The 12,498-nt window shown below is 68.9% G+C and carries 10 protein-coding genes; 3 read left to right on the plus strand and 7 right to left on the minus strand.

What is annotated here, in order from left to right; genetic code table 11:
* The first annotated feature begins 77 nt into the window (after positions 1-77).
* The 3 genes from ASF09_RS11415 to mdoH all read left to right on the plus strand — a co-directional run bounded on the left by ASF09_RS11415 (position 78) and on the right by mdoH (position 4,932).
* Positions 78-1,472: an FAD/NAD(P)-binding protein gene (locus ASF09_RS11415; RefSeq protein WP_060526359.1), complete on the plus strand. Its 1,395-nt coding sequence runs from the start codon at positions 78-80 to the stop codon at positions 1,470-1,472.
* A 128-nt stretch (positions 1,473-1,600) separates the two neighbouring features.
* The gene (locus ASF09_RS11420; RefSeq protein WP_060526360.1) at positions 1,601-3,097 is read left to right on the plus strand and encodes a glucan biosynthesis protein; all 1,497 of its coding nucleotides are present in this window, start codon (positions 1,601-1,603) and stop codon (positions 3,095-3,097) included.
* On the plus strand, positions 3,097-4,932 hold the full coding sequence (gene mdoH / locus ASF09_RS11425) for a glucans biosynthesis glucosyltransferase MdoH (RefSeq protein WP_235529810.1): 1,836 nt from the start codon (positions 3,097-3,099) through the stop codon (positions 4,930-4,932). The genes ASF09_RS11420 and mdoH overlap by 1 nt, the downstream gene beginning before the upstream one ends.
* 76 nt (positions 4,933-5,008) lie before the next feature.
* Here mdoH and ASF09_RS11430 read toward each other — a convergent pair whose 3' ends face one another.
* The 7 genes from ASF09_RS11430 to ASF09_RS11460 form a co-directional block, all read right to left on the minus strand.
* Positions 5,009-6,508 (minus strand): DHA2 family efflux MFS transporter permease subunit, encoded by a 1,500-nt coding sequence (locus tag ASF09_RS11430; protein ID WP_156359329.1) that lies wholly within the window; start codon positions 6,506-6,508, stop codon positions 5,009-5,011.
* Positions 6,505-7,896, minus strand: a complete 1,392-nt coding sequence (locus ASF09_RS11435) for an efflux transporter outer membrane subunit (RefSeq protein WP_060526763.1) — start codon at positions 7,894-7,896, stop codon at positions 6,505-6,507. The genes ASF09_RS11430 and ASF09_RS11435 overlap by 4 nt, the downstream gene beginning before the upstream one ends.
* 152 nt (positions 7,897-8,048) lie before the next feature.
* Complete coding sequence (locus tag ASF09_RS11440; RefSeq protein ID WP_060526361.1) at positions 8,049-8,951, minus strand: efflux RND transporter periplasmic adaptor subunit; 903 nt, start codon at positions 8,949-8,951, stop codon at positions 8,049-8,051.
* On the minus strand, positions 8,948-9,154 hold the full coding sequence (locus tag ASF09_RS11445; protein ID WP_056052175.1) for a DUF1656 domain-containing protein: 207 nt from the start codon (positions 9,152-9,154) through the stop codon (positions 8,948-8,950). The genes ASF09_RS11440 and ASF09_RS11445 overlap by 4 nt, the downstream gene beginning before the upstream one ends.
* Positions 9,151-11,193, minus strand: a complete 2,043-nt coding sequence (locus tag ASF09_RS11450; protein WP_060526362.1) for an FUSC family protein — start codon at positions 11,191-11,193, stop codon at positions 9,151-9,153. Before ASF09_RS11450 ends, ASF09_RS11445 begins: the two co-directional genes overlap by 4 nt.
* The gene (locus ASF09_RS11455) at positions 11,190-11,642 is read right to left on the minus strand and encodes a MarR family winged helix-turn-helix transcriptional regulator (protein WP_082444263.1); all 453 of its coding nucleotides are present in this window, start codon (positions 11,640-11,642) and stop codon (positions 11,190-11,192) included. Before ASF09_RS11455 ends, ASF09_RS11450 begins: the two co-directional genes overlap by 4 nt.
* 183 nt (positions 11,643-11,825) lie before the next feature.
* Positions 11,826-12,485, minus strand: a complete 660-nt coding sequence (locus tag ASF09_RS11460) for a dTMP kinase (RefSeq protein WP_060526363.1) — start codon at positions 12,483-12,485, stop codon at positions 11,826-11,828.
* Positions 12,486-12,498 lie beyond the last annotated feature (13 nt).

The raw sequence follows: 12,498 nt of genomic DNA on the forward strand, positions 1-12,498 counted from the left end.
CCGTCTCATCGCCAAGGGCTGGGCTAGCCGGCTCCGATCGGGCATGGCCTCCCGTGACACTGCGGGTGAGCAAATAGATGGACCAATCAGCAACTATCGCGCGGATCGCGGGCCCCGAGGATCATGTCGTCGTGGTCGGCGGCGGCTTTTCGGGCGCGTTGTTCGCGGTCAATCTGATGCGGCACGAAGGCCCGCGCGTCACGCTCATCGAGCGGCGCGACCGGCAGCTCGCGCGCGGCGTCGCGTATAGCGCGGCGCATCCCGACCACCTGCTCAACGTCCGCGCGGGCAACATGAGTGCGCTCCCCGACGATCCCGATCACTTCGTCCGCTGGCTCGACGCGCATGGCAAGGGCGACCGCAAGACCTTCGTCCCGCGCACCACCTATGGCGCATATCTGCGTGAGCTGCTCGACGCGGCGATCGCGGAATCGGACGGCCGGCTGGTGCATGTCGAAGGCGAGGTCTGCGCGATCGAGCCGGTGATCGGCGACGGCGTGACGCTCAAGATGGCGGACGGGCGGACGATCGCCGCCGATACCGCGGTGCTCGCGCTCGGCAATCTGCCGCCGCACACCCCGCCGGGCCTAAAGCCCGACACACTGCCCGCAGGCGTGTATTGCGCCGATCCGTGGGCGGCCGATCTCGCGGAAGGACTGGGCGCGGATGACACGGTCGTGCTGGTCGGGACCGGGCTGACCGCGATCGACGCGGCGTTGCTGCTCGATGCCCAGGGGTTCGCGGGCCAGATCCTCGCCATGTCGCGTCGCGGTCTGTCGCCGCGCCGCCACGTCGACGGCGCCCCCGCGCATCGCGGTGTCGCCGACAAGCCGCAGGGCGGGCTGACCGATCTCGTCCGTCACGTCCGCGCGCGCGCCGCGGAGGAAGGCTGGCGCTGTGCGGTCGACGAGCTTCGCCCGGTCACGCAGATGCTGTGGTCCGCCGCCTCGCAGGAGGTGCGCGGGCGGTTCCTGCGTCATCTCCGCCCCTATTGGGACGTGCACCGTCACCGCCTCGCGCCGCGTGTCGCCGAGCGCGTCGAGGCACTCGTCGCCAGTGGGCAGCTGAAATTCGCGGCCGGCAAGATCGTTGCCGCCGACGCCGCTGGGAACGGCGCGAAACTGACCTGGCGACCGCGCGGCACCACCGAACCCGTCGTCACGCACGCCGCGCGGATCGTCAATTGTACCGGTCCGCAAGGCGACCTGTTGCGCTCGGAGGAACCGCTCGTGAAGCATCTGCTCGCGGCGGGTGCAATCAGGCCGGATCCGCTCCGGCTCGGCGTCGACGTCGACGCGCAGTCGCGCGCGATCCGCGCCGACGGCGTGCCCGACGATCGGATCCACTGCATAGGACCGATGACCCGCGGCGGGTTGTGGGAGGTCGTCGCGGTGCCCGATATCCGCGTCCAGAGCTGGGATCTCGCGCGGCGCCTGTCGAACGCGCAATGGGTCGGCGGCGAGGGGCTCTGAGCGCCTGATACCTCCGCTGGGACCCCGGGGCGCGGCAGGGTGCGCCTCAACCACGGCCTGTCGACGCGCGCGCGCACCCGCTATATGTTACCGCGTCGCAACATGATGATTTTCAAGGGAGCCACGGCATGATCGGTCGACGAGAAGTGATGACCGCGCTGGGTCTGTTGGGGTTCGCCCCGCAGGCGGCTGCCGCGATGGCGCGTACCGCCACGGGCAAGACCGAGCCGTTCTCTTGGGAGGCGCTGCAGGCCCGCGCTGCGACGCTCGCCACCAAGCCGTACCAGGCCCCCGCTAAGGTCGCCGCCGCCGCCGCGATCGATTACGACAAGGTCGGCAGCATCCGTTTCCGCGCCGACAAGACGCTCGCCGGCGGCATCCGCCTGTTCCCGCTTGGCCGTTATGCGCCGATGCCGGTCGCGATCAACGTCGTCGAGGGCGGGCAAGCGCATCGCATCGAATTCTCGCGCGCACTGTTTGAGGCCGAAGAAGGCCACGCCGCTGCGCTTGGCATTGCCGGATTCCGCGCGATGGCGCCGGGCGGGACCAGCGACTGGATGGCGTTCCAGGGCGCCTCCTATTTCCGCACAGCGGGTGCGCAGGATCAATATGGCCTGTCCGCGCGCGGTCTCGCGATCAACACGGGGTTGCCCGGCCGCGAGGAATTCCCCGACTTCACCGAATTCTGGATCGAGCGGACCGGCGCGGACGCGTACACGATCTATGCGCTGATGGATGGCGCCAGCGTCACCGGCGCGTACCGCATCCAGTCGCGACACGTCGCCGGCGCGGGGGTCGAGCAGCAGGTTTCGTCCGTGCTCAACGTGCGCCGTGACATCGAACGGCTCGGCATCGCGCCTGCTACCAGCATGTTCTGGTACGGCGAAGGCAACCGCGCCGCGGCGGTCGACTGGCGTCCCGAGATCCACGATTCGGACGGTCTTGCGCTGCTCACCGGCGCCGGCGAGCGTATCTGGCGGCCGCTCAACAATCCGCCGCACGATACGCTGGACAGTTTCGCGGACCAGGCGCCCAAGGGGTTCGGCCTGATCCAGCGCGACCGGAATTTCGATCACTACCAGGATGACGGTGCGTTCTATGATCGCCGGCCGAACCTGTGGGTCCAGCCGCAGGGCGACTGGGGCAAGGGTGCGGTGATGCTGTATGCGTTCCCGACCAACAGCGAGACGGTGGATAACGTCGTCTCGTTCTGGACGCCGGCCGCGCCTGCGAAAGCGGGGCAGCGGTTGCAGTTCGATTATATTCTCAGCTGGAAATCGGCCGATCCGACCGCTGTCGCCACCACCGCGCACGTCGTCGATTGCTGGCAGGGCGTGGCAGGGCGGCCGGGTGCGGAGCCGGTGAAGGGCGCACGCAAACTGGTAGTGGATTTCGTCGGAACCGGTCTGGCTGGGCTCGACCGGCAGAGTGGCGTGACGGCGAAGATTGATGTCGTCCGCGGGAAGGTGCTCGCCAATGCGGCCTATCCGGTGGTCGGCCAGAAGAATCGCTGGCGCGTCACCGCCGACGTGGCGCCCGATGCGCAAGGACCCGCCGACGTCAGGCTGTTCCTCACGCGCGGCGGTCGTGCGCTCAGTGAAACCGTCCTGACGCCGATCTTCTGATGACCGTGCTTCCCGCCGTGATGCCCCCCATGATGCCGGGCGAAACGCCGATCGAGATGCTCCCGCAGCGTTTTGACGGGCCGCCGCCGCCCTGGTCCGCACCCGAGCCGGGACCGGGGATGGTCGTGTCGTCGGACGACATGCTCGCGCGCCGGATCATCCTCGTGCTGATGACCGGCCTGCTGGCGACCGCGGCGTCGTCGGCGGTGCAGGAATCGCTGCTCGCGGATGGGCTGAGCTTCTGGGATGTGGCGTTGCTCGCGCTGTTCTTCCCGCTGTTCGCGTGGATTTCGTTCGGATTCATGAACGCCGCGATCGGCTTCGTGCTGTTGATGACCGGCGGCCATCCGGGGTTCGTGCCGACCCCGCGACAATCGGAACCGCTCGAGGGGCGCACCGCGATCCTGATGCCGGTACACAACGAGGACATCGATGCGGTGTTCGAACGGATCGCCTGGATGGCGCGCGCGATCGCCGCCGGTGGCGTCGCCGACCGGTTCGACATCTTCATCCTGAGCGATTCGGGCGAAGCGGCGGAGGCGGCCGAGGTCGCGGCGTGGGAGCGCCTCGCGCCGACGCTCGACTGCGCGCTCTATTACCGTCGCCGGACCGTAAACGTGGGGCGCAAGCCGGGCAACGTGGCGGACTGGATCCGCCGGTTCGGCGGCGGTTACCGCTACATGCTGATGCTCGACGCGGACAGTTTGATGGGCGGCAACACGATCATCGGCATGGCGCAAGTGCTCGAACGGCGGCCCGCAGTAGCGCTGCTTCAGACCGTGCCGGCGGTGATCAACGGCGTCACCCTGTTCCAGCGCTGGATGCAGTTCGCCAGCCGCCTTTACGGCCCGATCTCGACCGCCGGCCTCGTCTGGTGGTCGGGTTCGGAGGCGACCTTCTGGGGGCATAACGCGCTGATCCGGATCGAGGCGTTCGCGGCGAGTTGCGGGCTACCCGACCTGCCAGGGCGCGCGCCGTTCGGCGGCGTCATCATGAGCCACGACATGGTCGAGGCGGCGCTGTTGCGGCGGCGCGGCTGGCGCGTCCACATGCTGATGACCGAGGAGACGTTCGAGGAATATCCGCCGACGCTGATCGACGCGGCGGTGCGCGACCGGCGCTGGGCACAGGGCAATATCCAGCATCTCAGCCTGCTGACGTCGTCGGGGTTCCACTGGGTCAGCCGGCTGCAACTGCTGATGGGCGCTTCGGCGTTCATCACCTCGCCGGTCTGGCTGTTGATGATCGCGACCAGCGTCGTGCAGGCGCTGATCGGCGAGCGCAACATCGTCGAGGCGCAGACCTCGCTGCAGGTGCTGTTCGTCACGCTGTTGCTGCTGTTCGGGCCGAAGCTGTTGAGCGTGATCTGGGCGTTCTCGAATGCGGAGCGTCGCGAGGGGTTCGGTGGACGACGCGGGATCGTCCGGTCGGTGCTGGTCGACGTGCCGTTCTCGATGCTGTCCGCGCCGGTGATCGCGTTGACACAGACGATCGACCTCGCGGGAATCCTGATGGGCCGGAAGTCGGGCTGGGCGCCGCAGAACCGCGATGCGCACGAACTGTCGCTGGCGGACGTGATGCCGCGCTATCGCTGGCATGTCGGGGTCGGGGTGGCGTTGCTGCTGGTGACGCCGTTCGCGCCGATCACCGCGGCGTGGCTCGCGCCGGTGACTCTGGGGCTGTTGCTCAGTCCGTTCCTGACGATGCTGACGGCGAGCGAGAAGGCGGGGCGGTGGGCGCTGTCGCACGGGATGTTCGTCGAGCCGGGCGAACACGTTTCGGTGCTGTCGCGACCGTCGCTGCCGGCGCACACCAGCGAGCTCCCGTCATCCTGACGAAAGTCAGGACCCAGAGTAACTGCGCGTTGCCCGTCTTGGCTCTGGATCCTGCTTTCGTCAGGATGACGGTGCGTTACGCCCTGTGCCCGCTCAGCTCCGCGCCGGCATCCACCGCGAAGCGGCGGTTCCAGATCGTCGCCGACGCGGACACCGCGGTCACCACCAGGAACGCCAGCGTGAAGTCCGCCAGAGCCGGCCTAGTCGCGCCGGTGCCGAGCATCCCGACATGCAGCGACGCCGCGCCGACGCAGATGCCGAGCGAGAGCATCAGCTGCTGGAACGTCGCATAGAAACTCGTCGCGCTGCTCATGCGCGACGACGGGATCTCGTCGTACGCGATCGTGTTGTACGCCGAGAACTGGAACGACATGAAGAACCCCGAGATCATCAGCACGCCGAAGATCACCGGGATCGGCCAGTCGGGGCGAAACAGCCCGGCGACCGCATAGCCCGAACTCGCGCAGAGTCCGCCGACGATCAGGCTGTTGCGGAACCCGAAGCGTCTGAGCACGCGCGGTGCGAGGCTCTTCATCATCAACGAGCCGATCGCCCCGGCGATCGTGATCGCGCCGCTCGCCGCCGCAGTCATGCCGAAGCCCAATTGGAGCATCATCGGCAGCAGGAACGGCTGCGCGCCCTGCGTGATGCGGGTCAGCGATCCGCCGATCACCGACAGGCGGAAGGTGGGGATCCGCATCAGCGACAGATCGAGAATCGGATCGTTGCGGTGTTTCGCGTGGCGGATATACGCCACGCCCGCGACCAGCCCGCTCGCGATCAGCACGACGGCGCGCGACAATTCGCCGTTGCGGCTGGTCATCTCGAACCCGAACAACAGACAGCCGAGCGACACGCCCGACAGGATGAAGCCGGGCACGTCGAAGCGCGCCGGCTTGTCCTCGCGCACCTCGCCGATGAAGCGCGTCACCAGGATTACCCCGAGCAGGCCGATCGGCACGTTGAGGTAGAAGATCCAGCGCCAGTCGAGATACGTCACGATCGCGCCGCCGACCGGGGGCCCCAGGATCGGGCCGATCAATGCGGGCATGATCAGCCACGACATCGCCTGGACCATGTCCTCCTTGGCGACGCTGCGGAGCAGGACGAGGCGGCCGATCGGGATCATCATCGCGCCGCCGAGCCCTTGCAGGAAGCGCGCGAACATCATGAACGGCAGGCTGGTCGCCTGGCCACACAGCATCGATCCGCCGACGAAGATGAGGATCGCCGCGCGGAAGATCGTGCGCGAGCCGAACCGGTCCGCGAGGCGCCCGCTAGCGGGGATGAAGATCGCGAGCGCCAGCAGGTATGAGGTCAGCGCCGAACTCATGCTGGTCGCGGGCACGCCGAAATCGCGCGCCATCGTCGGCAGCGCGGTCGCGAGAACGGTCGAGTCCATCTGCTCCATGAACAGCGCGCAGGCGATGATCAGCGCGGTGACGCGGTAGTTGCTCGGCGTGTGCAGCAACGCGTCGGGGTCCTTGGCGACGCGCGCGATGGTGTCTGCGGCGGGCATGATGCCGTCGCGGATTTCGCTGTTGATCGAGGCGAGCCCGCGCCGTCGGAGTCTCATGCCTGCCACCCCCCGCCGAGCGCCTTGAAGACGTCGACCTGGCGATCGACCAGCAGCGCGTCGGACGCGGCGAGGTTGGCTTGGGCGGTGGTCAGCGCCGCCTGCGCGGTCAGCAGCGAGAGGAAGTCGGTGCGGCCGAAGCGGTAGAGCGTCCCGGCCTGATCCGCGGCGCGTGCGGCGCTGGATTGCGCGCGGCGCAGGGCTGCGTTGCGGTCGCCTTCGCGCGCATAGGCGGAGAGCGCGGTCTCGGTCTGGCGGAGGGCCTCGAGCGTGGTCGAATCGAACTGCGCGAGCGCCTGGTCGGCGGTGGCACCGGCCTGGGCGATCTGCGCGCGGATGACCGGGCGGTTGGGGAAGCTCCAGCTGATCAACGGCCCGAGCCCGAGATGGAACGCGTTGGTCGAGCCGAGCGACGAGACCGGACCGGTAAAGCCGGCCGAGCCGCCGAGGCTGACCTGCGGATAGAGGTTGGCGGTGGCGACGCCGATCCGCGCGGTCGCGGCGGCAAGCGATCGCTCGGCCTGGCGGATGTCGGGACGGCGCTGAATCAGCGCGCTGCCATCGCCGATCGGCAATGGCCGGTTTAGCGCGGGTGGCTTGGCGCAGGCCTCGACTTCCTTGGGATAGTCGGCGGGCGCGCGACCCATCAGCGTGGCGAGCCGGTACAGCGCGGCGGTGCGCGTCGCGACCTGCGACGGGATCAACGCCTCGCTCTGGTCGACCGCGGTCCGCGCGCGCGTCACGTCGAACGCGGTACCGCGGCCGCCGCGTTGCAGGCGTTGCGTGACGTTGAGCGTCTGGCGTTGCAGTGCGAGGATGCGGTTGTTCGCGGCGAGCACCATGTTGGCCGTGCAGGCGGTGGCATAGCTGCGCGCGGTTTCGGCGGCGACCGTCACGCGGACGTTGTCGCGCGCGGCGGCGACGGCCTCGGCGTCGCCTTGTGCCGCCTCGATCGCGCGGCGGATGCGGCCGGACAGGTCGAGCGGATAGGCTAGCGTGATACCGAGGTTGTAGTCGAGCGTTCCGGGGAGGTTGCCACCGGTCGTGTAGGGGCGGTCGAGCGAGGTGCCGCCGCCGAGGACGGTCGACAGCGTGCGGCCTGCGGCGACTTCGGCGACGACTGCGTCGGCGCGGCGCAGGTTGGCGTCGGCGGCGCGGAGATCGGTGTTGGCGGCGAGCGCTTCGGTGACGAACGCGTCGAGGCGGGCGTCGCCGTAGAGTTGCCACCAATGGTCGGGGAGGGGGGTGTCGGCGAACGCCTTCTCGTGGCCGCTGTCGAACGCGCCTTGGGCGGAGGGGCGGTTGACGACGGCGGACTCGGGGAGCGCGTAGTTCGGGCCGGCGGTGGTGCAGGCGGCGAGGGCTAGCGCGAGGACCGCTGGCGCGATGCTACGATGACCGACGTGTGCCGAGCGATCACGCCTGCCCCCGTCATCCTGACGAAAGTCAGGATCCAGTGCCACGCAGGACATCGCTTGTAACCCTGGGCCCTGACTTTCGTCAGGATGACGGCGGGGGGTGGGGCGGATGGTGGGGAACGTCATGCCGTCGTCCCCGGTGCGACGCGCGGCTGGACCGTTACCGTCGCGGTGCGGCCCACGATCAGCTGCGTTCCCTTCGGTACCTGCGTCAGCTTCACCCGAACCGGGATGCGCTGCGCGAGGCGCACCCAGTTGAAGGTCGGGTTCACGTTCGGCAACAGGTTGGTCGTGTTGGTCCGCTCGCTGTCGTTGATCCCCGCGGCGATGCTGTCGACGCGGCCGTGGAGCGCCTGCGGTTCGCCCATCAGGTGGACGACCACCGGATCGCCGACCCGGATGCTGCCGAGCTTGGTTTCCTCGAAATAGCCCTCGACGCGCAGCGAATCGGTGTCGACCAGCGCCATCGCCTGCGTTCCCGCCGCGATATAGTCGCCGGGATGCAGGTCGAGGTTGGTAACGATCCCGTGCACCGTCGCGCGCACCGTCGTCCGCGCAAGGTTGAGCGCCGCGGTCGAGCGTGCGCTCTGTGCCTGGGCGAGTGCGGCCGACGCGGTGGCGACGCGCGCGACGTTCTGCTCGTGCGTTTCCTTGGCAACCAGGTCGCCCAAGGCAAGATCACGCTGTGCCTCGCGCCTCGCCTGCAATAGCGTCGCACGCGCGCTCGCGATCGATGCGTCGGACTGCGCCAGCGTCAGCTGGAAGCGGGGGCGGTCGACCACGAACAGGATATCCCCCGGCTTCACCGCCTGGTTGTCGTGCACCGCGACCTGCGTCACCAAACCCGCGACGTCGGGCGTCACGCGGACGATATCGGCGCGGATCTTCCCGTCGCGCGTCCACGGATCGGTCTCGTAGTGCTTCCACAGCCAGATCCCGACGAGCACCGCCAGCAGGACGATCACCAGCGTGACGGCGGAACGGCCGAGCGGCGCGAGCAGCGATTTGAAACGGGAAGCGGTCATGCGGAAGGTCCGGTGAGCAGGGCGAGCAGCCCGAGGATGAGGATGAACAGCGCGAGATCGACGAGCGGGCGATAGGTCACCACGCGGTAGAAGCCGGCGAAGGCGAGCAATCGCGTCGCCAGTCCGGTGAGCAGGACGGCGGCGACCGCGAGCAGCAGGATGCTCGGCAGGAAGACGCCGCCGATCGAGATTTCGCCGGTCATGGGGTTGCTCCGTACGCGGGCGCCTGGGGGAACAGGTTGCGCCGGAGCGAGGTCAAAGCCAAGACGCCGGTACGGTGGCGATCCGGCGTGCTGGTCGCGAACCCCGCCATCGCGGTGTCGATCCCCGCGAGCAGATCGGGCTCGGGCGGGGCCGGCCTGTCGGGGCGCAACGCGCGGTAATGCCTGCCGACTCCGCGCAGCACCGGGGTGATCGCCGCAGCCTCGCCGGGCGTGCCGTCGAGCCGCAACTGCTTGAGTTCGCCGACCGCGACGCCGACGCGCAGATCGGTCAGCGCGTCGAGCAGCGGCTTGCCCGGATCCTCGCCCTGCGCTGCGAGCCGTGGTGCCAGCAGCCCGATCCGGTCGAGCATCCGCGCGATCCAGCCGGCGGCGTCGGGACGGCCGGGCGAGTCGCTCCGCGTCGCCAGTTCGCGCCAGCCCGCGCGAATCAACCGCCGCGCGCTGGTGTCCGCGCCGATCGTCTGGAACAGCCCGACCGTGACGACCGCGAACAACGTGCCGACCAGCTGCGCGATGCCGCCGTTGATGAACGCGCTGAAATCGCTGGCGAAGCGGTCGTTCAGCCCGACCGTGTTCAACCCGCCGAGCAGCGCGCCGAGCGTCACCAGCAGGGTCGCGGGGCGCGCGAGGTACATCCCGCCGATTAGCATCGGGGGGGCGAGCACCGCCATCAGCGTGACGAAATCGGTGACCCGCGGCAGGATGGCGAAGGCGTAGACCGCGGAGATGACGAGGCCGATGATCGTGCCGTAGAAGAACGCCATGATCGACGGCGCCGGATCGTCGCTGTTGCCGAACAGCGCGCAGCACACGCCGGCGATCAGCACCGCGCCCGCGCCGTCCGCCCAGCCGGTGCCGATCCAGAAGATGCAGCCGAGCAGGATCGTCGCGATCGTGCCGAGCGCCGCCCGGAGCGCGATGCCGCGGTCGCGGTGGAGCGGGCGCTTGGTCGTGCGCGCCAGCAACCGGGTCACGGCGGGCGTGACGGGCGTGCGCGACGGCGAGCGCATCTGGTCGCGCAGGTCGCGCGCGTTGCGATGCGCGTCGATCAACTCGGCCAGCCGGGCGAGAAGACTGAGCCGCAACGCGTCGCGCCAGATCAGCGTGTCGCCGACCGGCGGCTCGAGCGCCCTGGCACGGGCGATCAGCGCGTCGGCGGTCTCGCCGCGCTCCGCCAGCGGCAGCGGATCGCGCAGCCAGTCGCGGACGTCCTCGATCAGCGCGATCGCTTCGGGGCGGGGGGCGTCTGCACCGCGTCGCAGCTCGACGATCCGGTCGTCGACCGCGCTCGCCAGCGGGAGCAGCATCGACAGCTCGGCCTGGAGCGCGCGGAGCGTCCTGACCCGCGGCAACAGGCGGGCGGTGTCGAACGGCAGATGGATGGAGAGCTGATGCAGTTCGTTGATGTCGAGCGCCAGCCGGCGGCGGTCGCGGCTCAGGGCCGCATCCGACTCGCCAGCGAGCGAATCGCGCGACCAGCGCTCGGCGTCGCCGAGGATCGCGTCAATCCGTCCGAGCAGTACCGCGGTCACGGTCTGCGGAAAGACGAAGCCGTGGATCAGGCTGCCGCAGAGGATCCCGATCGTGATCTCCTGGACGCGCAACGCCGCCGTCGTGAACACCGCGCCGGGCGCCTCGACCGACGGGAAGCCGATGATGCTCGCGGTATAGCCCGCCAGCAGGAACAGATACGCGCGGGGGGTGCGGTCGAGCAGCGAGATGTAGAGGCACAGGCCGAGCCACAGCGCGAGGCCGAGCGACAGCAGTTCGGGCGCGTTGACCAGATTGGGCACCAGCACCACCGCCGCGACTGCGCCGAGCACGGTTCCGGCGACGCGGAACACCGCCTTCGATAGCACCGCGCCCGCCAGCGGCTGCGCGACGATGTACGAGGTCGTGACCGCCCAATAGGGCCGCGTCAGGCCGATCTTGAGCGCGATGTAATAGGCCAGCATCGCCGCGACGAAGCATTTGACCGTGAACAGCGCCTCCGTGCTGCCGAACCGCGTGAGGATCATCGCGCGCGATCCGCCTGGAAGCGCGCACCGAGCCGTTCGGCGACGCGCAGCGCGATGGCGAGGTCGTCGTCGGACACGCCGTCGAGCATCGCGTGGCGCAAGGTCGCGAACTTCGACTCGATCGTGGTGACGAGCGTCCGGCCGCGGTCGGTGAGGCGGATGCGACTGACTCGCGCGTCGTCGGGGTCGCGGTGGCGTTCGACCAGTCCGGCGGCGGTCATCTGGTCGATCGAGCGGACCAGCGAGGCCTGCGTCACGTCGAGTTCGCTCGCGAGATCGGTCTGGCGGACGTCGTCGCCGAGCCGCCCCACCTGGACCAGCGCCCAGCCGGTGGACGCCGAGACGCACATGTCGCTGAGCGCACGATCCGCCGCCTGCCGCCAGAGACGCGCGAGCGGCATCAGCGTGCGGGCATAGGAGGCTTCGAGACGGGCGCGGGCGGAAGTCATTAGCGTGCTAAGTAATGACGTTTGCCGATGCTGCAATGCGGAAATTCGCGACCGGAAGGAAAAAACGTGGTGGCGCGTGGGTTTACACGACCAACTCCGTCATCCTGACGAAAGTCAGGATCCAGGGTAACGAGCGATATCCTGTGTAACTCTGGATCCTGACTTTCGTCAGGATGACGGAGTTTAGTTCAACAGCGCGACGATTTCCGCGGCGATCTCTGCCGGCAATCGCGACGCGCCGGCCTCAACCGTCGACACCGTCGCCCAGCGTCCAAGCAACCCGGCCTGCGCCATCGCCGCGTAGTTGGTCCGGACGCGGTCCTGCAGTCCGGTATCCGCTTCGTACGCGTCGAACGCATCGTCGGTGTACGACCGTTTGCGCTTCTTCAGGATCAACCCGCGGGCGATTGCGGCGGGGGTATCGAGATATACCGACAGATCGGGGGTCGGCAGCGCGAACGATCCTGTCTCGAGGTCGGCGATCCACGTCATCATCGCATCGGCCTCGTCCGCCGGCACCTGCGCCGCCTGGTACGCCATGTTGGAGGCGATGTAGCGATCGAACACGACGACGTCGTTCGCCGCCATCGTCGCGAGCAGGTGATCGCGCGATTCCATCCGGTCGAGCGCGTAGAGCACCGCCGCTGCCTTGGGCGAGGTGCCGCGCGGCAAATTGCCCGCAAGCATCGCACCGAGCGCCCAGCCACCGACCGTCTCGGTATAGCGCGGGAACGACACGACCTCGGCGGTGCGGCCGGTGGCGCGCAACTGCTCAACCACCAATGCGGAAGCGGTGGCCTTGCCCGCGCCGTCGGCGCCTTCGATCGCGAGGAGAAAACTCATAGGCGGGCCCTAG

It is taken from the genome of Sphingomonas sp. Leaf242 (assembly GCF_001422045.1).
Taxonomy (GTDB): Bacteria; Pseudomonadota; Alphaproteobacteria; order Sphingomonadales; family Sphingomonadaceae; genus Sphingomonas.

Coding starts and splice junctions, on each gene's coding strand:
- mdoH (WP_235529810.1), top strand. CDS start 3,097: ATGACCGTGCTTCCCGCCGTGATGCCCCCCATGATGCCGGGCGAAACG.
- ASF09_RS11415 (WP_060526359.1), top strand. CDS start 78: ATGGACCAATCAGCAACTATCGCGCGGATCGCGGGCCCCGAGGATCAT.
- ASF09_RS11445 (WP_056052175.1), bottom strand. CDS start 9,154: ATGACCGGCGAAATCTCGATCGGCGGCGTCTTCCTGCCGAGCATCCTG.
- ASF09_RS11420 (WP_060526360.1), top strand. CDS start 1,601: ATGATCGGTCGACGAGAAGTGATGACCGCGCTGGGTCTGTTGGGGTTC.
- ASF09_RS11430 (WP_156359329.1), bottom strand. CDS start 6,508: ATGAGACTCCGACGGCGCGGGCTCGCCTCGATCAACAGCGAAATCCGC.
- ASF09_RS11450 (WP_060526362.1), bottom strand. CDS start 11,193: ATGATCCTCACGCGGTTCGGCAGCACGGAGGCGCTGTTCACGGTCAAA.
- ASF09_RS11460 (WP_060526363.1), bottom strand. CDS start 12,485: ATGAGTTTTCTCCTCGCGATCGAAGGCGCCGACGGCGCGGGCAAGGCC.
- ASF09_RS11455 (WP_082444263.1), bottom strand. CDS start 11,642: ATGACTTCCGCCCGCGCCCGTCTCGAAGCCTCCTATGCCCGCACGCTG.
- ASF09_RS11440 (WP_060526361.1), bottom strand. CDS start 8,951: ATGACCGCTTCCCGTTTCAAATCGCTGCTCGCGCCGCTCGGCCGTTCC.